Annotated in this window: 23 protein-coding genes; 13 read left to right on the top strand and 10 right to left on the bottom strand. The window is 63.4% G+C overall.

Going from position 1 to position 20,935, the window contains the following annotated elements:
• Positions 1-40 precede the first annotated feature (40 nt).
• The 7 genes from QF092_RS07575 to QF092_RS07605 all read left to right on the top strand — a co-directional run bounded on the left by QF092_RS07575 (position 41) and on the right by QF092_RS07605 (position 6,917).
• Entirely contained in the window at positions 41-1,510 is a 1,470-nt protein-coding gene (locus tag QF092_RS07575; RefSeq protein ID WP_281469082.1) for a TadA family conjugal transfer-associated ATPase, read from the top strand.
• A gap of 41 nt (positions 1,511-1,551) precedes the next feature.
• Positions 1,552-2,520 carry a type II secretion system F family protein gene (locus tag QF092_RS07580; RefSeq protein WP_281469084.1) on the top strand — a complete coding sequence of 323 codons (969 nt, stop codon included), beginning with the start codon at positions 1,552-1,554 and terminating at the stop codon, positions 2,518-2,520.
• 3 nt (positions 2,521-2,523) lie between these two features.
• Positions 2,524-3,507 carry a type II secretion system F family protein gene (locus QF092_RS07585; protein ID WP_281469085.1) on the top strand — a complete coding sequence of 328 codons (984 nt, stop codon included), beginning with the start codon at positions 2,524-2,526 and terminating at the stop codon, positions 3,505-3,507.
• A 7-nt stretch (positions 3,508-3,514) separates the two neighbouring features.
• Positions 3,515-4,081, top strand: coding sequence for a tetratricopeptide repeat protein (locus QF092_RS07590; RefSeq protein ID WP_420026509.1), 567 nt, complete (start codon positions 3,515-3,517; stop codon positions 4,079-4,081).
• 35 nt (positions 4,082-4,116) lie between these two features.
• Positions 4,117-4,962 (top strand): tetratricopeptide repeat protein, encoded by an 846-nt coding sequence (locus QF092_RS07595; protein ID WP_281469086.1) that lies wholly within the window; start codon positions 4,117-4,119, stop codon positions 4,960-4,962.
• A 6-nt stretch (positions 4,963-4,968) separates the two neighbouring features.
• A complete protein-coding gene (locus QF092_RS07600) occupies positions 4,969-5,475 on the top strand; it encodes an A24 family peptidase (RefSeq protein WP_281469087.1) in 507 nt (168 codons plus the stop codon).
• A gap of 62 nt (positions 5,476-5,537) precedes the next feature.
• Positions 5,538-6,917 carry a P-loop NTPase family protein gene (locus QF092_RS07605; protein WP_420026510.1) on the top strand — a complete coding sequence of 460 codons (1,380 nt, stop codon included), beginning with the start codon at positions 5,538-5,540 and terminating at the stop codon, positions 6,915-6,917.
• An 84-nt stretch (positions 6,918-7,001) separates the two neighbouring features.
• Here QF092_RS07605 and QF092_RS07610 read toward each other — a convergent pair whose 3' ends face one another.
• Together QF092_RS07610 and mgtE are read right to left on the bottom strand one after the other, a co-directional pair.
• The gene (locus QF092_RS07610; RefSeq protein WP_281469088.1) at positions 7,002-7,553 is read right to left on the bottom strand and encodes a 5-formyltetrahydrofolate cyclo-ligase; all 552 of its coding nucleotides are present in this window, start codon (positions 7,551-7,553) and stop codon (positions 7,002-7,004) included.
• The gene (mgtE, locus tag QF092_RS07615) at positions 7,550-8,920 is read right to left on the bottom strand and encodes a magnesium transporter (RefSeq protein ID WP_281469090.1); all 1,371 of its coding nucleotides are present in this window, start codon (positions 8,918-8,920) and stop codon (positions 7,550-7,552) included. The genes QF092_RS07610 and mgtE overlap by 4 nt, the downstream gene beginning before the upstream one ends.
• Positions 8,921-9,067: 147 nt before the next feature.
• Here mgtE and guaD point away from each other — a divergent pair, with 147 nt between their 5' ends.
• Positions 9,068-10,345, top strand: coding sequence for a guanine deaminase (gene guaD / locus QF092_RS07620; protein WP_281469092.1), 1,278 nt, complete (start codon positions 9,068-9,070; stop codon positions 10,343-10,345).
• A gap of 236 nt (positions 10,346-10,581) precedes the next feature.
• On the opposite strand, the gene QF092_RS07625 is transcribed toward guaD, so the two are convergent.
• From QF092_RS07625 to QF092_RS07645, 5 genes are all read right to left on the bottom strand, one after another.
• Entirely contained in the window at positions 10,582-11,349 is a 768-nt protein-coding gene (locus tag QF092_RS07625; protein WP_281469093.1) for a formate/nitrite transporter family protein, read from the bottom strand.
• Positions 11,350-11,466: 117 nt separating this feature from the next.
• On the bottom strand, positions 11,467-11,778 hold the full coding sequence (locus tag QF092_RS07630) for a hypothetical protein (protein WP_281469094.1): 312 nt from the start codon (positions 11,776-11,778) through the stop codon (positions 11,467-11,469).
• A gap of 12 nt (positions 11,779-11,790) precedes the next feature.
• On the bottom strand, positions 11,791-13,134 hold the full coding sequence (locus QF092_RS07635; protein ID WP_281469096.1) for an 8-oxoguanine deaminase: 1,344 nt from the start codon (positions 13,132-13,134) through the stop codon (positions 11,791-11,793).
• A 208-nt stretch (positions 13,135-13,342) separates the two neighbouring features.
• On the bottom strand, positions 13,343-14,140 hold the full coding sequence (locus QF092_RS07640; protein ID WP_281469098.1) for an inositol monophosphatase family protein: 798 nt from the start codon (positions 14,138-14,140) through the stop codon (positions 13,343-13,345).
• 113 nt (positions 14,141-14,253) lie between these two features.
• Complete coding sequence (locus tag QF092_RS07645) at positions 14,254-14,616, bottom strand: helix-turn-helix domain-containing protein (protein ID WP_101921111.1); 363 nt, start codon at positions 14,614-14,616, stop codon at positions 14,254-14,256.
• Positions 14,617-14,960: 344 nt separating this feature from the next.
• Here QF092_RS07645 and QF092_RS07650 point away from each other — a divergent pair, with 344 nt between their 5' ends.
• Complete coding sequence (locus tag QF092_RS07650) at positions 14,961-15,932, top strand: NADPH:quinone oxidoreductase family protein (protein WP_281469102.1); 972 nt, start codon at positions 14,961-14,963, stop codon at positions 15,930-15,932.
• Here QF092_RS07650 and QF092_RS07655 read toward each other — a convergent pair.
• On the bottom strand, positions 15,929-16,783 hold the full coding sequence (locus QF092_RS07655) for a LysR family transcriptional regulator (protein WP_420026511.1): 855 nt from the start codon (positions 16,781-16,783) through the stop codon (positions 15,929-15,931). The genes QF092_RS07650 and QF092_RS07655 overlap by 4 nt on opposite strands.
• A gap of 119 nt (positions 16,784-16,902) precedes the next feature.
• Here QF092_RS07655 and QF092_RS07660 point away from each other — a divergent pair, with 119 nt between their 5' ends.
• On the top strand, positions 16,903-17,112 hold the full coding sequence (locus tag QF092_RS07660; protein WP_281469104.1) for a DUF1127 domain-containing protein: 210 nt from the start codon (positions 16,903-16,905) through the stop codon (positions 17,110-17,112).
• A gap of 158 nt (positions 17,113-17,270) precedes the next feature.
• Positions 17,271-18,005: a Bax inhibitor-1/YccA family protein gene (locus QF092_RS07665; protein WP_281469105.1), complete on the top strand. Its 735-nt coding sequence runs from the start codon at positions 17,271-17,273 to the stop codon at positions 18,003-18,005.
• A gap of 75 nt (positions 18,006-18,080) precedes the next feature.
• Here the strand turns inward: QF092_RS07665 and QF092_RS07670 are convergent, their stop codons facing one another.
• On the bottom strand, positions 18,081-18,593 hold the full coding sequence (locus tag QF092_RS07670; protein WP_281469107.1) for a GNAT family N-acetyltransferase: 513 nt from the start codon (positions 18,591-18,593) through the stop codon (positions 18,081-18,083).
• A 98-nt stretch (positions 18,594-18,691) separates the two neighbouring features.
• Positions 18,692-18,859: a 50S ribosomal protein L33 gene (gene rpmG / locus QF092_RS07675; RefSeq protein WP_149588253.1), complete on the bottom strand. Its 168-nt coding sequence runs from the start codon at positions 18,857-18,859 to the stop codon at positions 18,692-18,694.
• A 192-nt stretch (positions 18,860-19,051) separates the two neighbouring features.
• On the opposite strand from rpmG, the gene QF092_RS07680 reads away from it, so the two are divergent.
• Complete coding sequence (locus tag QF092_RS07680) at positions 19,052-20,248, top strand: aminotransferase-like domain-containing protein (protein ID WP_281469110.1); 1,197 nt, start codon at positions 19,052-19,054, stop codon at positions 20,246-20,248.
• Positions 20,248-20,922, top strand: a complete 675-nt coding sequence (locus QF092_RS07685) for an RraA family protein (protein ID WP_281469112.1) — start codon at positions 20,248-20,250, stop codon at positions 20,920-20,922. Before QF092_RS07680 ends, QF092_RS07685 begins: the two co-directional genes overlap by 1 nt.
• Positions 20,923-20,935: the final 13 nt, after the last annotated feature.

The following is a 20,935-nucleotide window of genomic DNA, read 5'->3' on the forward strand; positions in this document are numbered from 1 at the left end:
CAACCTTTAGTGGATTGCCTAGGCCTGGGGGGCCTTCCTGATGTTCTCACGTTTCAAGAAACCTGACGCCGCTGACCCCAAACCTGCCCTGCGCCCGGTCGCACCACCGACCGCCGCCGCACCCACGCCCAAACCCGCCGCCCCGGCGGGCGCGCCCATGCCGCCAAAGGCCATGCTGGGCGCCCGCCCCTCCGCCGTTCCGGCCACCCCCGAAGCCGCCGCCGCGGATAAGGAGAAAAAGCGCAAAGACCGGCTGATGGAACTGAAGGTCGAGCTGCACAAGCGCCTTCTGGAAAACCTCAACCTCGCCGCGCTGGAACACGCCTCCGAATCCAGCCTGCGCAGCGAAATCGCCGAAATCGCCTCCGAGGCGCTTTCAGAAATGTCCGTCGCCCTGAACAAGGACGACCGCGCCACGCTCAATCAGGAACTCTATGACGAGGTGATGGGCCTTGGCCCGCTGGAACCGCTGCTGAAAGACGAATCCGTCTCCGATATCCTCGTGAACGGGCCCCAGCGCATCTTCGTCGAACGCGGCGGCAAGCTGCAACTGACCGACATCACCTTCAAGGACGAACGCCACCTTCTGCGGATCATCGACAAGATCGTGTCCGCCGTGGGCCGCCGTGTCGATGAATCCAACCCCTATTGCGACGCCCGCCTTGCCGACGGGTCGCGCTTCAACTGCATGGTGCCACCCGTTGCGGTGGATGGCAGCCTCGTCTCCATCCGGAAATTCAAAAAGGAAAAGCTCGGCGTCGCCGATCTGGTGCGTTTTGGCGCCTTCACCGAAGAAATGGCCGCCTATCTTCAGGCCGCAGTGTCCACCCGCCTCAACATCATCGTGTCGGGCGGGACGGGCTCGGGGAAAACCACCACGCTGAACGCGCTGTCCTCCTTCATCGACAATACCGAACGCGTGCTGACGATCGAAGACACCGCCGAACTTCAGCTGCAACAAGTCCATGTCGGCCGCATGGAAAGCCGCCCCCCGAATGTCGAAGGCAAGGGTGCCGTGACCCAGCGGGACTGCCTAAGGAACGCGCTGCGGATGCGCCCGGACCGCATCATCGTCGGCGAAACCCGCGGCGAAGAGGTGATCGACATGCTTCAGGCCATGAACACGGGCCATGACGGATCGATGACCACCATTCACGCCAACTCGGCCCGCGACGGGATCTCGCGTCTGGAAAACATGGTTGCCATGGCGGGGATCGAAATGCCCATCAAGGCCGTCCGCTCGCAGATCGCAAGCGCCGTCAACCTGATCGTGCAGGCCTCACGCCTTCAGGACGGGTCGCGTCGCATGGTGTCGATCACCGAAATCACCGGGATGGAGGGCGAGGTGATCTCGATGCAGGAAATCTTCCGCTACGAACGGCTTGGCGTCGAACCTTCGGGAAAGATCATCGGTCGCTTCAACGCCACAGGCGTGCGCTCGCACTATTCAGAACGCTTCCGCCAGTGGGGCTATGACCTGCCCGCCTCGATCTACGAACCCATCGTTTGACCGCATCCACAACAGAAACTCTCTGACCAGGTAGTCGCATCATGGAATTCAGTGCCGCCCCGATCATCTACATCCTGATCTTCGTGGCCGTTGTCGTGCTGGTCGAAGGGCTATACCTCACCGTCTTCGGCAAATCGATCAGCCTCAACTCCAAGGTCAGCCGCCGCCTCGCTCTTCTGGAAAAGAACCAGAACCGCGAACAGGTGCTGGAACAGCTCCGCAAGGAAATGTCGCAGCATATGAATGCGCGCGGCATCCCGCTGTACAAGATCCTCGCCTCAAAGGCGCAAAAGGCCAATATCGCCTTCTCGCCCCAGCAACTGGTTATGATCATGGGGCTTTTGTCGGTGCTTGCCTATCTGGGCCTGACCTTCGGCACCGCCGCTGAAACCCCGGTCCGCGTGGGTCTTGCCATCGCCATGGGCGTGGGCGGCGTCTATTTCTGGGTCTCCGGCAAGGCCAAGAAACGAATGGCCCTGCTCGAAGAACAACTTCCCGATGCGGTGGAACTCATGGTGCGCTCGCTGCGCGTGGGCCACCCCTTTTCGAACGCCATCGCCATCGTCGCGAAAGAAGTGCCCGATCCTCTCGGCACCGAATTCGGCCTGATCGCAGACGAGGCCACCTATGGCCGCGACGTATCGGAAAGCTTGCGCGCCTTCGCCACAAGGATGGAAAATCAGGACCTTCACTTCCTTGCCGTGGCCGTGTCGATCCAACAGCAATCGGGCGGCAACCTTGCCGAAATCCTTGACGGTCTGGCCAAGGTGATCCGCGCGCGCTTCAAACTGTTCCGCCGCGTCAAGGCAATCACCGCCGAGGCGAAATGGTCCGGCATGTTCCTGTCGGGCTTTCCCATCGCCGCGATCGTGCTGATCCAGATGCTCAAGCCTGACTATTACGATGGCGTGAAGGACACGCAGTATTTCGTTCCGGCCGCGCTTTTCGTGGTCACCTTCCTTATCATCAACGTGGTCTTCATGAAGATCATGGTCAACATCAAGGTCTGACCCATGTTCGACGCCCTCAATGCCATGATCGTTGCCCGTCTGGGCGAACATGGGCCGCTGCTGCTGGCTGGTGGCCTTGGCCTTATGCTGATCGTCATCGCGCTTCCCGTCTTCCTCACGCGCAAGGCAGAGCCGTTTGACAAGCTGAAAAAGCAGACCCGCGACACCACCCCCAACCGCGACCGCGATCCGCGCGAAGGGGCGCTGCGGCGCGCCTCCGACAAATCGGACAAGCTCAACCGTTTCGCCCATTTCCTTGAACCCAAGGATCAGGTGCAGATGTCGGCCGCGCGGCTCAAGATGCTGCGCGCCGGCTACCGCTCCAAGAATGCGGTGCGCATGTTCCACGCGATGCAGTTCCTGCTCGCCTCCGGGGCTTTGTGTCTTGGACTTATCTACACCTACCTTATCAGCCTGTCGCAGGATCTCGACCTTCAGAAGATCGCCATGTTCACGCTGATGCCCGCAGGCTTTGGCTATTACCTGCCCAGCTATTGGGTGCAGCGCCGCCTTCAGACCCGCCAGCAGCTGATCACCGAAGGCTTCCCCGATGCGCTCGACATGATGCTTGTCTGTGTTGAGGCGGGGCAATCGCTCGACCAGTCAATCTCGCGCGTGGCAAAGGAAATTGGTGCCGCCTATCCCGATCTGGCCGAAGAATTCGAAATCGTCAGTCAGGAAACCCGCGCGGGCAAGGAACGTGTCACTGTTCTGCGCGATCTGTCGGAACGGGTCGGCCTGCCGGACATCACCTCTTTCGTCACCACCATGATCCAATCCGCCACCTTCGGTACCTCCATCGCAGAAGCGCTGCGCGTCTATTCCGCCGAAATGCGTGACAAGCGTGTGATGCGCGCCGAAGAGAAGGCAAACACCTTGCCCACGAAGCTGACCCTCGGCACAATGATGTTCACGGTGCCGCCGTTGATGATCATCCTGATCGGACCATCAATCCATGGCATCGTAAAGTCATTCGCTGGAGGCTGACCTCAGGGTGCGATCCACATATCGGCCTGCCCTTGTTGCAGGCGCCCTTCTTCTGGCCGCCTGTCAATCAACGGGCGGCCGAACCGCGTCCGACGGGCTAAGCCCGCCCGGCGTTGACCGCAGCGCCGAAGGAGAGGATGGCCTGATCGTCGGCCACCGCCTGATGGACTCAGGCGAATATGAACTCGCGCTCCGCGCCTATATGCGCGCGGCGGGCGAGATCGGGGTGAATGCCGATGTCCTGTCCGCCATCGGATCGGCCAACCTGCATCTCGGCCGCCTTGGGCAGGCCGAACGCATCCTTCGTCAGGCCGTGAAAGAGGACCCCACCTTCGTCCCCGCGCTGAACAACCTTGGCGTTGTCCTGATGGAACAGGGCAAACCCGGCGAAGCGCGCCGCATCTTTCAACAAGCCTTCGCGCTGGACAGTGGCCAAACGGACTCCATCCGCGAAAATCTGCGCCTCGCTATCGCCGAAAGCGAAACTTCTGTATATGATGGGCCGCAAGAAGAACCGAATTTTACCCTCGTGCGGCGGGGTCAGGGGCGATTTGTGCTTCTCTCGCAACTCTAGGGTCTAGAAGGTCGAGCAGCAAAGGACGCAGCAACATGCGCCACCCGTTTCCTATCGCCCTGTGCCTGATCGGCACGGTGGCTCTCTCGGCATGTAACCGCACGTCGGATGCCGAAGTGCAGCGCGCCATCCAAAGCGTGAATGTCATCGACGAAACGAACCTGAACGACATCATGCTCACCGTGGGCGACCCCAATGAGGCGGTGGCCTATTTCACCAAGGCCTCCACGGAAAACCCCGACCGCATCGATCTGAAACGCGGTCTGGCCAAATCCCTGATCCGCGCAGGCCGCCCGGCCGAGGCCGCCACCGTCTGGGCCGCCATCGCGGCCTCCCCCGAAGGCACCTTGGATGACCGCGTCGATCTGGCCGATGCCTATATCCGCCAGAACGATTGGAAAAAGGCCGAAGCGGAACTTTCCCGCATCCCGCCCACGCATGAAACCTTCGAACGCTACCGGCTCGAGGCGATGGTCGCCGACAGCAAGAAGGATTGGAAAAAGGCCGACAGCTTCTATGAAACCGCTGCCGGGATGACCACGAAACCGGCCGCCGTCTACAACAACTGGGGCTTCTCGAAACTCTCGCGGCAGGATTTCGCCGGGGCGGAACGGCTGTTCGTGCAAGCGCTCACCTATGATGACAGCCTTTTCACCGCCAAGAACAACCTCGTCATGGCGCGCGGCGCCCAACGAAAATACGACCTGCCCGTCGTCGCCATGACCCAGACGGAAAAGGCCGAACTCCTTTACACCCTTGCCCTGACCGCCATCAAGAAAGGCGATGTCGCTGTGGGCAAGGCCCTGCTTGAAGACGCCATCTCCACCCATCCCCAACATTTCGAGGCCGCCGTGCGCAGCCTGTCCGCCCTGAAGGCCTGATCCGCCATGCTGGTTTCCGATTTGCCGCCCCTCTGGACGGCGCTGTTGTTCCTCGTTCCGGTCCTGCCGATCAGCATCTGGGTCGCATGGTCCGACATGAAATTCATGAAGATCCCGAATACCGCCGTGCTGACCATGGCGGCCGCCTATGCGCTGGTCGGGCTGATTGCCCTGCCCTTTGACCTTTACCTATGGGGCTATGCGCTTGGGGCAATCACGCTGGTGGTGGGCTTCCTTCTGTCCACCGCCCGGATGGTGGGGGCGGGGGATGCGAAATTCGCCGCCGCCATGGCCCCCTTCTTCACAGGCAGCAGCCCGGCCTTTGTCTTTACCCTTTTCGGTGGCTGCCTCCTCGCCGCCTTCGCCGCGCATCGCATTTTGCGCGCCATCCCCGCCATGCGCCGCGCCACCCCCGATTGGGTCAGCTGGACGCATCGCAAATTCCCCATGGGCCTCGCCCTTGGCGGCACCGTCACGTTCTACTTTCTCCTCTCCCTCCTCAACTCTGCCTGAATTTCTCCATGAATGGCGGATAATCGACTGGGGAGAACGCCCTTGACCGGAGTCCCGCAGGCATGACCGCGCAACCCGCCTCCCTCTCGCCCGCCCCGCAATCTCAGGCAGCCCCGTCCGAGGCCCCCGTCCTGCACGCCCCTGCCCCTTCGGTCACGCCTCCGCCGCAACCCAAGACCCTTGCCGATACCGGGCTGTCGCCCGTCCTGTTGCGCGACCTCTTGCTCAAGACCATCTTCCGCACGAACAAGGAACATGTCTCCGACCTCGCGCGGGTGATCTGCCTGCCGGTCACGCTGATCCAAGAACTCATCGACCTCGCCCGCACCCAGCGTTTCATCGAAGCGACGGGCACGCTGCACGCCACATCGGGCAGCGAAATGGGCTATCAACTCACCGATGCAGGCAAGGCCCGCGCGCTGGATGCCCTGTCGCAATCGGAATATTACGGCGCGGCCCCCGTGCCGCTGGAAGCCTATAAGGAACAGGTCAAACGCCAATCGATCCGCAACATCACCCTGACCCGTCAGGAATTAATGAAGGGGATGGGCCATCTGATCCTGCCGCCCGACCTAATCGACAATCTGGGTCCCGCCGTTACCTCGGGTCGGTCGATCCTGATGTATGGCCCCCCCGGCAACGGGAAGTCCTCCATCTCGAACGGCATCCGCGACGCGCTTGGCGACAAGATCTTCGTCCCCCGCGCCATCGAATATGCGGGCCAGATCATCACGGTCTATGACCCCATCGTCCATTCCGCCGCGGAAGAGCAGCAGGACGATCCGAATTCCATCCGCCGCTCTGCCAACCGCTTCGATGCCCGCTATGTGCGCTGCGAACGCCCCACCGTCATCACCGGCGGCGAACTGACGCTCGACATGCTCGACCTCAAATACAACCCCACCGCGCGGACCTATACGGCCTCCCTGCAACTCAAGGCCACGGGGGGCATCTTCATCATCGACGACTTGGGTCGCCAGCAGGAACCGCCGCAAAAGATCGTCAACCGCTGGATCGTGCCGCTGGAAGAAAGCCGCGACATCCTTGCCCTGCAATCGGGCGAGAAATTCACCGTCCCCTTCGATACGCTGGTGATCTTTTCCACCAACTTCCACCCGAACGAGATTTTCGACGGCGCGGCCCTGCGGCGGATCTTCTTCAAGATCAAGATCGACGGCCCCAATCAGGAAAACTTCCTGAAAATCTTCGCGCTTGTGGCCCGCAAGAAGAAGATGCCGCTGGATGAGGCCGCGCTCGTGCATCTGCTGAAGGTCAAGTATCCGACCATCAACAACAATTATGCGAATTATCAGCCTGTCTTCCTGATCGACCAGATGATCTCGATCTGCGAATTCGAAGGCATCCCCTATCAGATGAGCCCCGCCCTGATCGACCGCGCCTGGGCCAATATGTTCGTCCGCGACGAAAAGATCGCCAAGTGATCCTTGGCGTCGCATGGGGGGATCCTGCGGGACCGGGGGCCAGCCCCCGGACCCCCGGAGTATTTTCGCCAAGATGAAGCCAGCTCAGGAAAAGGTCCTGATCCCCGCTTCGGTCACGATCACATCAAGCCGCTGGTCATATTCGTCGATGGGAACCTCGGGCAGTTCCTGCGCGGCAAAGGCAAAGCCCACGGCCAGCACAGGATGCCGCGCCCGCAGACCCGCCAGCGTCCGGTCATAGAACCCCCCGCCATAGCCCAGCCGATAGCCGCGCGCGTCAAAGCCCACAAGCGGCACGATCACCACTTCAGGCTCTACCCATGCCCCCTCGGCGGGGATGAAGGCTCCGAACGCGCCCGCCACCATGGCGCAGCCGGGCGACCATTCGCGGAACTTCAACGCCTGCCCCGCCCCAAGGATCACAGGCACCCCCACTGGCCCCTGATGCGCCGCCATCGCCGCTGTCGGGTCGATCTCGGTCCGCATCGCCATATACCCTGCCAGCGCGCGCCCCCCATAAGGTGCCAGCACATCCGCCAACAGTTCCGCCGCCTGCCCCTGCCCCTTGGCAAAGGCCTCTTTCCGCGCGGCAAAGGCCGTCTTGCGGGCCGCCGCCTTGGCGTCGTCAATGGTCATAGCAGCACCAGCGTCGCAAGGCCGAGAAAGGCCAGAAATCCAATCACATCGGTCAGCGTGGTGACAAAGGTCCCCGACGCCAGCGCCGGGTCCAGCCCGAACCGCTCCAGCGTCAGGGGCACCAGCACGCCGCCCAGTGCCGCCACGATCTGATTGACCACCATCGCCAGCGCCAGCACCGCCCCGATCCACGGATCGCCAAAAATGGACCAGCCCGCCACCCCAAGGATCGCCGCCAGCGCCAGACCGTTGATCGCCCCCGCCGCCAATTCCCGCAGCACCACCCGCCGCGCATTGGCCGCCGTCAGATCGCGCGTGGCCAGGGCCCGCACCGCCACGGCCAGCGATTGCGTCCCCGCAATCCCCCCGGTCGAGGCGACAATGGGCATAAGCGCCGCCAGCGCCACGATGGCCGTGATCGTGGCCTCAAAGCGCGAAATGACAAAGGCCGAGAGTGACGCCGTGAACAGGTTCACCACCAGCCAAGGCAGGCGCTGCCGCACCGTGGCAAAGGGGCCATCCAAGACGCTCGCCTCCTCACCCACACCAGCAAGGCGCAGCATGTCTTCCTCATGCTCTTCATCCAGCACATTCATCGCATCGTCGATGGTGATGACGCCCACCAACCGCCCCCCCGCATCCACCACGGGGCAGGAAATCAGGTGATACTGGTTGAACATATAGGCGACCTCGGCCTCTTCCTCCGTCGCCTCCACCGTGCGGAAACTGTCTTCGGCCAGATCCTTCAGCGCCACCTCCCGCCGCGCCGACAGGATGCGCCCCAGCGTGACATAGGCCAAGGGCCGCATCCGCGGATCGACAAGGATCACATGATAGAACTGATCGGGCAGATCCTCGGCCCCGCGCAAGAAATCGATCGCCTCGCCCACCGTCCAATGTTCCGGCGCGACCACCACCTCGCGCTGCATCAGGCGGCCCGCCGATCCCTCCGGATAGGCCATCGCCTGTTCCACCGCCACGCGGTCGGCCTTGTCTAACGCATCAAGGATGCGCCCCTGCGCAGGGGCCTCCAGATCCTCAAGGATATCGACCACATCATCGGTATCCAGATCGCGTACCGCTTCGGCTACCACCTCAGCGGGCAGGCTCTCGATCACCTCCTCGCGGATCGTCTCGTCGATCTCGGACAGCAGATCCCCGTCGATCTCGCCGGAATAAAGCGCAAGGAACCCCCGCCGCTCCTCCGTCTCGACCTGTTCCAGAAAGTCGGCGATGTCGGCCGCGTGCAAAGGCTCCACCAGACCAAGCACCAGCGCCCGGTCCCCCGCCGCCACCGCCGCGCGGATCGCCTCGACGCGGGCATCGTCCAGTTCGATCTCTTCGATCGCTGTGTCCTGTTCCGCCATGCCCCACCCGGTCCGATTACCCCCAGCCTAACGAAAGCTGTTTCTGCGAAACAGGGGGCATGGGGAAATTTACCCATGCGGCAAAAGACCATAGGCTTGCAAGCGACGTATGACATGCCAAAAGCCACAGGCAAACAGGGACAAGCGATGGCCGATCTTCTTCTGGGGCAGGTGCTCCACTTCACCGCCGACCCTTTCGTGGCAGGCGAGGCCGCCGCCCATCACGAAAGCCACGGCGCGATCCTTGTCGAAAATGGCCGTATCTCCGCCACGGGCCCTGCCGATGACCTGCGTCGTCGCCACCCGCAAGCCCGCATCCATGACTATGGCCGCGCCCTCATCACCGCAGGCTTCATCGACGCCCATGTCCACTACCCGCAGACCGCCATCATCGCCTCATGGGGCAAGCGGCTGATCGACTGGCTCAACAGCTACACCTTCCCCGAAGAGATGCGCTTTGCCGACCCCGCCTATGCCGCGACCATCGCCAACCGCTATCTTGACCTTGCCACCGCCCATGGCACCACCACCGTCTGCACCTATGCCACGATCCACCCCGCCAGCGTGGACGCCATCTTCACCGCCGCCCAATCCCGCGGCCTGCGCCTTTACGCAGGCAAGACCTGCATGGACCGCAACGCGCCGCCCGGCCTTTGCGACACGGCCCAATCCGCCTATGACGACAGCAAGGCCCTCCTCCAGAAATGGCACGGGGTGGACCGCCTCTCCTATGTCATCACCCCCCGCTTCTCGCCCACCTCCACCCCCGAACAACTCGCCGCCCTCGGCGCGCTCTGGCGCGAATATCCCGATTGCCTGATGCAGACCCATCTCTCGGAACAGACGGATGAAATCGCATGGGTCCGCGACCTCTTCCCCCAGTCGCGCGATTATCTGGATACCTACGAAGCTCAGGGCCTGTTGCGCGAAGGCGCCGTCTATGGCCACGCCATCCACCTGACCGAACGCGAACGTGCCCGCCTGATCGACGCCGGGGCCAGCCTCGTCCACTGCCCCACCTCGAACACCTTCATCGGCTCCGGCCTCTTTGACATGTCCCTCGCCCGCAGCCTGCGCGTGGGCCTTGCCACCGATACCGGGGGCGGCTCCTCCTTCTCGATGCTGCACACCATGGCCGCCGCCTATGAAGTGGCGCAACTCCGCGGTCAGGCCCTGCACCCCTCGCAACTCCTCTGGCTTGCTACAATAGGCTCCGCCCGCGCGCTGCGGGCCGAGGATCGCATCGGCAATATCGCACCGGGAATGGAGGCCGACCTCACCATCCTCGACCTCGCCTCGACCCCCGCCATCGCACAGGCAACAGCCCGCGCCGAAACCCTGTGGGAGGCACTCTTCCCGACGATCATGATGGGCGATGACCGCGCGATCCGCACCGTCTGGGTTGGTGGCAAACCCCTGCGCTGACCCTGTCGCAGCACGCGATGCAGGCCCCAGGCCGAACCGATCAGGACAAATTTACGTAATTTACGTAAACCTGAAGCAGCCCTCAAAACCTGCCTTCGAATAAGGCCCTATCAAATCCAATAAATTCCAATCCATTAACCTTAACGCCCCGCCGCCCCTTCATCTTGGCAGAAAATACTCTCAGGGGGTGAATTGGCGCACAGCGCCAAGAGGGGGCGGAACGCCCCCCTTCCCCCTCACTTCCCCGCCATCGCCGGATAGGCCAGCCGATAGGCCAGCGCCACGCCTCCCGCCCCACCGATCACATTGCCAAGGCTCACCCAGAGCAAGTTCCCCACCGCCCCGGCAAAGGCCACCTCCCCCCCGGCGATCCAGCCCAAAGGCAGCAGGAACATATTGGCCACCGAATGCTCCAAGCCCAGCGCGACAAACCCCGTCACTGGCCAGAGCACCGCCAGCACCCGGTCTGTCACCGACCGCGCCGCGAAACTCAGCCAGATCGCCAAACAGACCAACGCATTGCACAGCGCCCCGCGCAGGAGCGCCTCCAGTGGCGCCAGCCCCGCCTTGGCCTCCGCCGCACGCGCGGCCACCGCCCCCATCGGCCCGTCAACCAGCCCCGACATCCCGAAGGCCAGCGCCAATGCCACCGCCCCAATCAGATTGCCAATCCAGACGATCCCCCAGTTTCTCAGCAAGGCCGCAATGGTGATCCGCCGATCCACCGCCGCCATCACCATCAGCGCATTCCCGGTGAAGAGTTCCGCGCCACCCACGACCACAAGGATCAGGCCCAGCGCAAAGACCGCGCCCCCCAGAATCCGCGCCGGACCAAAGCCGGGGTCCACCCCGGCCATTGCCACGCACCAGACCGCCGCGCCAAACCCGATGAAGCACCCCGCCAGCACCGCCAGAACCAGCATCCGGCCCGCAGGCAAAGCCGCCTTGGCCACGCCCGCCGTCTCGATCAAGGCGCCGATCTCGGCGGGTCTATAGGCTTCCATCGGCTCTGGCATCCCATCCCCCCGTTGCGCGGAGCCCCAAAACAGCGGGCGGTGCGTGACCACAATATGCGGCACAGAATACGGCACAAAACAGGGCACAAAAAATGCGGGCAGCGCCTATTCAGCCAATTCCCAGCCATCGGGATAGAAATCATGCGCCAGCGCGATCTCTGTGGCCAGCCGCTCCTTGTCCCAGATCGCCTCGGGCGTCACCGGAATCGGGCCGAAACTGGCAATGACCGTCTCGCCATCCCCGACCCGCCGCGTCTTGAAACCCCTTGATTTCAAGGCCTTTTCAAAGGCACCCCAATTTGCATCCGTCTCTTCGACGAAGAAGATGAAGTCGATCACCGATTGCGCGGGCAGGCCCTTCACCCCCTTGAAGGTGGCAAAGGTCTCGCGGCGCTGGGCTTCGAAATTATGCGACATGTTCTCCGCCTATCACCCCATCAACCGCGCCGCCAGTCGCTTCTGCCGCTCCACCACATGGGGCAGGTCAATCGTCACCATCTGACCATCCCTAACCACCTGTTTTCCCTCGACAAACAGATGTTTCACCCGCCCCGGCCCGCACAAAAGCAAGGCCCCTACAGGATCCCAACTCCCCGCACTTTCCACGCCCGAGATATCCCAGATCGCCACATCCCCCCGCTTCCCCACCTCCAACGATCCGCAATCCTCGCGCCCCAAAACCCGCGCCCCGCCCAGCGTCGCGATCTCCAGCGCCTCACGCACCCCCATCGCATCCGCCCCCCGCGCCACCCGCTGCAACAGCATCGCCATCCGCGCCTCACCCAGCAGATTGCCCGCGTCGTTCGACGCCGACCCGTCCACGCCAAGCCCCACCTTCACCCCCCGGTCCCGCATGGTCCGCACAGGCGCGATCCCCGACCCAAGGCGACAATTCGAACAGGGGCAATGGGCCACCCCCGTCTTTGTCCGCCCGAAAAGTTCAATTTCCGAACCATCCAGCTTCACGCAATGCGCATGCCAGACATCCGCGCCGGTCCAGCCCAATTCTTCGGCATATTGCCCCGGACGGCAGCCAAATTGCGCAAGGGAATAGGCGATATCCTCGTCATTCTCGGCGAGATGGGTATGCAGCATCACCCCTTTGTCCCGCGCCAATACCGCCGCCTCCCGCATCAGATCCCGGCTGACGGAAAAGGGCGAACAGGGCGCGATGCCAACCCGCACCATCGCCCCCTCCGACGGGTCGTGAAAGGCATCCACCACCCGGATGCAATCCTCAAGGATTGCCGTCTCCCGCTCCACCAAAGCATCCGGCGGCAGCCCCCCGTCGCTTTCCCCGATGCTCATCGCCCCTCGCGTCGGATGAAAGCGCAAGCCCACCTCCACCGCCGCCGCGATCGTGTCATCCAGCCGCGCCCCGTTGGGATAAAGATAAAGATGATCCGATGTCAGCGTGCAGCCCGTCAGCGCAAGTTCCGCAAGCCCCACCTGCGCCGACACGAACATCTCTTCCGGCCCGAACCGCGCCCAGATCGGATAAAGCGTCTTCAGCCAGCCAAACAGCAGCGCATCCTGCCCCCCCGGCACGGCCCGCGTCAGGGTCTGATACAGATGGTGGTGCGTATTCACCAATCCGGGTGTCACCACGCAGCCCGCCGCCTCCACGACCTCGCCCGCGCTGGCCAACCCGTGACCCACCGCCGCCACCACACCGCCGCGCAGCAGCACATCGCCCCCCGCAATCTCGCGCCGCGCACCATCCATGGTCACAACAGCCGCCGCGCCCCGGATCAGGATCTCTCTCTCAGGCATGGAATGCTCCCCTCTCGCCCACCCCCTTCGGTGGATCGGGAACGCCGGGCGACAGAAGGGGGAAGGACTCGGCCCGCGCCCGCCAACCCTAGCCAGAAGCCCGCCGCAGGCCAAGCCCTGCCCGCAGGCAAACCCCTCTCCAAGCCAGCTTCATCTTGGCCCAAATACTCAAAAAACCAACGCCGCCTACCCGTACCACGCCACAGGTCTATCCCCGCAGCAGGGCCAGCGCCGCCGCATGCACCTCGCGGTTCGCAGCGGCCAAGACGCGCCCCCCGTCAAGGCAAGGGTTGCCCTCCCAATCGGTGACCACGCCGCCCGCGGCCTCGATCACCGCGATCGGGGCCTGCACATCATAGGCCTGCAAACCCGCCTCGATCACCAGATCGATCATCCCGGCCGCGATCAGCGCATAGCCATAGCAATCGGTGCCATAGCGCGTCAGCCGCACCTCTGGCACCACGCGCCGAAAGGCCGCGCCCTCCTCCGCTGTGCCAACCTCGGGAAAGGTGGAAAAGAGGATGGCCTCAGACAGGGGCCTCGCCCCCCGGCAGCGCAACGCGGACCGCCCGGAGGGCCCGTTCACCTCGGCCCGCCCCAACCCGCCTTCGAACCGCTCGCGGATATAGGGCTGGTCGATGATCCCATAGATCGGCCCTTCCGCATCGCGCACCGAAATCAGCACCCCCCACGTGGGCGTGCCCGACAGATAGCCGCGCGTGCCGTCGATCGGGTCCAGCACCCATGTCAGGCCGCTCGTCCCCACCTCGGACCCGAATTCCTCGCCCAAGATGCCATCCTGCGGACGGCGACGCTTCAGGATCGCCCGCATCCGCTCTTCCGAAAGCCGATCCGCCACCGTCACGGGGTCAAAACGCGCGACCTCCTTGGTATCCGCCGTCAGATCCGCGCGGCGAAAATGCAAAAGCGTCGCCTCGCGCGCCGCGTCAGCCAGTTCCGCCGCCGTGGCGATAAGTTCCGCCGCTTCCCGTTCCGACACCCGCATTCCGCATCCCCTGAAAAAGCATATCCCCCCGCGCTATCCGCACGAGGGGACTTTGGTCAAGCATCTGCGGGTCAGGCTTCCGCCACCGGGCGGCCAGCGCCCGGCGTGATGGATCAGGCGGCGTCGCTCAGAACGCGGGCCAGATCGAACAGACGGCGGCGCTGCGCTTCTGGGATGGCATAATAGGACCGCACCAGTTCCAGCGCTTCCTTATCGGCCATGAAGTCGCCCTCGGCGGCCTGCGCGCTTTCCCGGCTGTCATCCAGCCCCTCGAAGAAAAATCCGATCGTCACGCCCAGCGCATCGGCGATGTCCCAAAGCCGCGAGGCAGAAACGCGGTTCATCCCCGTTTCATATTTCTGGATCTGCTGGAACTTGATGCCGACCTTGTCAGCAAGTTGCTGCTGGGTCATGCCAACCATCCAGCGCCGATGGCGGATTCTCTTGCCGACATGGGCGTCCACGGGGTGCTTCATTTGTTACTCCTGACCATCGTCTCATGCACTCTTACAAGCAAATGTCGTGCCGAAAACTGCCATCACGAAGTTTTCCACAAGATTTCGGCCAGCCAAACGCAAAAACCTGTCGTTTAGGATAGTGTTAGTTATACGAATGGAGAACAAGAGCAGGCCCAACCCCGCCACTGAACCGCAGGCTTAACCAAAGATCGCAGACTCGCCTTCAAGAGGTTTTGCAATTTGCGTTTCGTTTTGCAACATTTTCCTGATCAGATTCGCGTTTCGCGATGAATTTCCCTTTGGATGCTGCTTCACCTTGCGCTATCTCGCCAGCGGACACGTCTAGGCAGAAAGGAAATCGCATGCGCGGCTGGCTGATCGAAACTTTGGGCCAACCTGCACGCCTTGCAGACCTGCCAGACCCCATTCCCGGCAAGGGTGAGGCGCTGGTGGATATCCGCGCCTGCGGGTTGAATTTCGCCGATCTCTTGATGGCCGAAGGGAAGTATCAGGAAAAACCCGCCCTCCCCTTCATTCCGGGCCTGGAACTCGCAGGGACAGTCCGCGCACTTGGCCCCGGGACCGAAGGCCCGCCTCCCGGCACCCGTGTGGCCGTCTATGCCGGGCAGGGCGGCCTTGCGCAGCGCGGCTGTTTTCCCGTGACCAGCCTCTTGCCCCTACCCGACAGCCTTTCCTTCGCCGAGGCGGCAGGGTTCCAGATCGCCTATGGCACCTCGCATCTCGCCCTTGCGCATAAGGCACGGCTGCAACCGGGGGAAACGCTCCTCGTCCTTGGCGCGGCCGGGGGCGTGGGTCTCACGGCGGTCGAGATCGGGCATCAGATGGGCGCCCGTGTCATCGCCTGCGCGCGGGGGCCAGAAAAGCTCGCCCTCGCCCGCGCCGCCGGCGCGGATGAGGTGATCGACAGCGACACGCCCGACCTCAAATCCGCCTTGCGCGCTCTTGGCGGGGTGGATGTCGTCTATGACCCCGTCGGCGGCCCGGCTTTCGACGCCGCCCTCCGCGCCACGAAGCCCGATGGCCGCCTTCTCGCCATCGGCTTTGCCTCCGGCACCGTGCCGCAGGTGCCCGCCAACCTGCTTCTCGTGAAGAACCTCACCGTCATCGGCTTCTGGTGGGGCGGCTATCTCGCTTTCGCGCCGCATCTCTTGCGCGACAGCCTTGTCAGCCTGCTCGATTGGCAGGCGGCAGGGCGGATAAAGCCCCATATTTCCAACCTCCTGCCCTTCGAAGACCTGCCCAAGGGCCTCGACCTTCTGCGCAGCCGTGCCGCCACGGGAAAGGTCGTGATCGACATCCCCGCAACGCCCTAGCAACAATAGGCGTTGCGTATCTCCTGCCGCAAAAGTTCCGCCGCCTCCCCGGTCAGGGTGGGCGCCGCATAAAGGCAGATCGTCTGCGCCCCCAGATCAGGCAGCGCGCCCCGCGTCTCGATCGGATACAGCCCCTGCGGCATCGCATTGGTCAGGCGCGCCGAAACCGCCAGATCGGCGGCCACTGTCGCTTCGATGGCCTGCTCACTTTCGCCATCGACCGCCATCTCCCACGGGATGCCCGCAGCATCCAGCGCCGCCACCGCCTTGCGCCGGAAGATGCATGTATCCTTGAACCCGATGCGCAGGGGCCGCTTGTGCCAGACCTGCCCCTCTTCCGCCCCGACCCAGACCAAGGGGCGCAGGGCCAATTCTTCGCCACCCGGCCCCGCCGCATCCTCGGTCGTCAGGATCAGGTCCAACTCGCCGCGCTGGAACGCATCTTTCAGAAGCACCGTGAAAGAGGACACCAGATTGACCCGCACGCGCGGAAACTGCGCCGACAGCCGCTTCAGGATACCGGGGATCGCCGGATAGACGATGTCATGCGGCACCCCCAGCCGGATTTCGCCCTCGAAACTAGAGGATGTCAGCCGCGCCAGCGCCTCATCGTTCAAAGACAGCATCTTGCGCGCAAAGCCCAATAACTGCTCCCCCTCCGGTGTCAGGGTCAACTTGCGCGCCGCCCGCGCGAACAGCCCAAGGTTCAGCGAATCCTCCAGCCGCTTCAGCTGCATCGACACCGCCGATTGCGTCAGGTTCAACAACCCCGCCGCCCGCGTCACCCCACCCGCATCCACCACCGCCACAAAAGACCGAAGCGCCACCAGATCAAGCGTCCGCGCCATCATCACATCTCCTGATGCCAACCCCAACAATCATTCATTTTTCAAATGCCACATTCTGCGTCATGTTTCAACCATCCTGATTTGAACGGCAAATATCATCATCATTCAGAATGGAACCCGCCATGCTCCGCACCTTGTCGGCCACCCGCCCCCTCCGCCGCCAGCTGCCCTTTTGGAAGCAGCTGCGCCGCCTCTTTGCCCTGCGCCATCAACGCCGCAGGCTGGCGCGGCTGGACGACCACCTTCTCGCCGACATCGGCCTCACCCCCGATGCCGCGCGGCGCGAGGCCGAGCGTCCTTTATGGGACGTGCCCGCCCATTGGCGCCACTGATACGGCAAGCCTGCGGAATGCCGTGCAAAAAGCGATACGCGGAATGCACCGTTTCCAGCTTTGATGTCTTGAAAACGACGGAACGGCTTCCGATATTGGCAACATCCGGCCTGTGGGATGCCAACCCGCAGCCGAAGGCTCAACATCGGAGGCTTCACATGGCTGAATACCAAACGATCCGTTCGGTCGGCGCAGGCGCCCGGGCCGCGCAGATCGACGCAGGGCTTCGCGCCCACATGAACAAGGTTTACGGGCTGATGTCCGTGGGCATGCTGCTGACTGGCGGCGTGTCTTGGGCGGTCGGCACGACGGACCTGCTGAATTTCCTGCGCACGCCGGAAGGCGGCATGACGATCCTTGGCTGGGTGGTGATGTTCGCACCGCTCGCGATGGTCTTTGCCTTCGGCGCGGCGATCAACCGCCTGTCGCAGGCAGCGGCGCAGCTGTTCTTCTACACCTTCGCGGCGGTCATGGGCCTTTCCATCGCCTGGATCTTCAAGGCTTTCACCGGCGTCTCCATCGCGCAGACCTTCCTTGTGACGGCAATCGCCTTCGCGGGCCTGTCGCTCTGGGGCTATACCACGAAGAAAGACCTGTCGGGGATGGGCACCTTCCTGATGATGGGCCTCATCGGCCTCATCGTCGCTTCGATCGTGAACCTCTTCCTCGGCTCCGGCGCGGTTGCTTTCGCGATCTCGGTGATCGGTCTGCTGATCTTCGCGGGTCTGACGGCCTATGACACGCAGAACATCAAGAACACCTATATCCAGCATGCCCAGTATGGGGATGAAGAATGGCTCGGCAAATCCGCCATCATGGGCGCGCTCAGCCTCTACATGAACTTCATCAACATCTTCATGTTCCTGCTGCAATTCCTCGGCAACCGCGAATAACGCGGGGGGCCAGCGAAAAAAGGAAAAGGGCCGGTCGAACGACCGGCCCTTTTTCCATTCCCGAACTTCAATCCTTCAGGGGCTGATCTGCCGCATCATCCGAACCGCCGGAAACACGATCCCCGGCGCCAGCGGCACATCCACCTCATGCAGCACCCGGAACCCCAGTGCATCGTAAAACGGGATCGCCGTCCGCGTCGACATGCAATCCAGCCAGCGGATGCCATGGCGCAGCGTGTCGACGATGACCTCGCTCATCACCGCGCTGCCCACCCCCTGCCGCAACCGTGACGGATCAACCGCCACATGCCGGATATGCGCCGTCTGCGGGGCCACCTCGCCCGAACTTTGCACCGCCGCACTCCACCCACCCGCGCCGATCACCTGCCCATCCTCGGCTTCGGCCAGAAAATAGCGCCCCGAGGCCAAAAGCTCTGGCCGCGCGCGGGAAATGATCGGCAATGCCGTGACCAGAACCGAAGGCGGATAATCCCCCTTCAACAACCGTGGATAGCTGCGCGACAGCAAGCGATCCACGGCGGCAAGATCCGCGGGTCGCGCACGGCGAAGGGTAAGTGTGTGATCCATCGCCGGAAGCTAGCGCAACCTTTGCGCGAGGGAAGGGTCACAGGAAAAAGAAAAGGCCGCCCCAAAGGGCGGCCCCATTCCGTCAGATAAGCCAGACCTTACTTGATCTTGCCTTCCTTATATTCCACATGCTCGCGCTTCACGGGGTCGTATTTCTTCACGACCATCTTTTCGGTCATGGTCTTGGCATTCTTCTTGGTCACGTAGAAATGCCCGGTCCCCGCCGTCGAGTTCAGACGGATCTTGATCGTCGCCGGTTTCGCCATAGTCGTCTCTCCTAGAACGGGGAAACGCACGCGCCCCCGCGAAATCTCATGAAGCCCGCCTTTTACTTGGGCAACCGCCAGAGTCAACAGCCAAACCACCCGTCTGATCATCAATTTGCAAAGGGCAGGCCGTGCCCATCCCGGCAGCGCCAAGGGCTTGCGCCCTGCGCGGTTCCGGTATCTCCTTCCCCCATGCCGCACAGCCCTTCCCCCTTCGCCCGGCGGATGGATCAGGTCCGCCCCTCTGCCATCCGCGACCTCCTCGCGCTGGGGGCCGATCCTGCAATCCTGTCCTTCGGCGGCGGCTATCCCGATGCAGCGCTTTTCCCCAAGGACCTGCTGCAAGGCGTCTTCCGCGACGCCATCGCCGATCCCACGGGCGACCCGCTGCAATACGCCCCGTCCGATGGCCTGCCCAAGCTCCGCGCCCAAATCGCCGCACTGATGACCGCCGATGGCACGCCCACCCGCCCCGAAGATGTGCTGATCCTGCAAGGCTCGCAGCAGGGCCTCGACTTTGCGGCCAAGATGCTGGTCAATCCCGGAGAGACGATCCTCGTCGAAGACCCCACCTTCCTTGGCGCCCTCATCGCCTTCGCGCCCAGCGAACCGCGCTATGCCGCCATTCCCACGGATGCCGATGGGATGGATATGGACGCGCTCGACGCCACGCTGAAGGCCACGCCAGATGCCCGCCTCCTCTACACTGTGCCGGATTTTCAGAATCCGACCGGGGCAACCCTCTCGCTGCCCCGCCGTCACAGGCTGATCGACCTTGCCAACCGCCATGGCCTGATCGTGCTGGAAGACACACCCTATCGCCACATCCGCTTTGCCGGTGACAGCCTGCCCACGCTGAAATCCCTCGATACGGAAGGGCGCGTCATCCATCTTGGCAGCTTTTCCAAGATCCTTGTCCCCGCCCTGCGCCTTGGCTGGGCCATCGCCGCGCCCCCGCTTCTGGAAAAGCTCTCCCTCCTCAAGGTCGCCGCCGATACCCAAACCTCCACCCTCAACATGGCCGCCACCTCGCTTTTTCTGGAACGCCACGACCTCTGGTCGCATGTCGCAACGCTGCGCACCGCCTATGCAAGGAAGAAAGAGGTGATGCTCTCCGCCATCCGCCAGCATTTCCCGCAAGAGGTGACCGTGACCGATCCGCAAGGCGGCCTTTTCACATGGGCCCGCTTCCCCGATGGCTTCGACGCCACCGCCTTCCTGCGCGACCACGCCCTGCCCAAGGCGCGGGTGGCCTATGTGCCGGGCGGCGGCTTCTTCGCCACCAAGGCGCGCGAAAACCACGCCCGCATCAACTTCTCCGCCCAATCCGAAGACCGCATCCGTCAGGGCATCAAGGCCCTCGGCGACTGCCTGAAGGAAAACATGTGATGCCCGTCACGATCCACCGCGATAACCTTCCCCCCGCACCCGATCTTTCCGCTTGGGCCAAGATCCCCGTCGCCATCGCGGTGGACACGGTCCCCGCTGCGCGCCAGATCGACCCCGACATCCGCCCCCTGCGGCCTGCGGGACTGCAGCCCCGCCTCATGGGCCGTGCCGTCACAGTGGATTGCCACGCCCCCGATTTCGGCGCGGTCCTCCATGCGCTCGATCTTGTGCAGGCAGGAGAGGTGCTGGTCATCGCCGCGCGCGGCCACCGCGATCATGCGATGATCGGCGATATCCTGTCGGGCCATCTGCGCGCCAAGAGGGCGGCGGGGGTCATCGTCGATGGCGCGATCCGCGATACGGGAACCATCGGCCAATGGGAGGATTTTGCAGCCTTCGCCCGACACATCACCCCACGTGGGCCGACCGGGGCCGAAGCTGGGGCCGTAAACGGCCCTGTCCCGTTCGGCGGCATCACGATCCATCCGGGCGACCTGATCCTTGGCGATGACGATGGCCTCGTCTGCCTGCCGCCTGAGACATGGGAGGCGGGGCTCGCCCCCGCCCTTGCCAAGCTTGCGCTGGAAGATCGCTGGATCGACGCCCTGCGCCACGGCACCGCCGCACAGGCCTTCGGCCTGCCCGCCCCCTTCCGCGGCCGCATCACCCCGTAGGATGGGCCATCCG

The organism is Fuscovulum ytuae (assembly GCF_029953595.1).
In the GTDB taxonomy this organism is placed as follows: domain Bacteria; phylum Pseudomonadota; class Alphaproteobacteria; order Rhodobacterales; family Rhodobacteraceae; genus Paragemmobacter; species Paragemmobacter ytuae.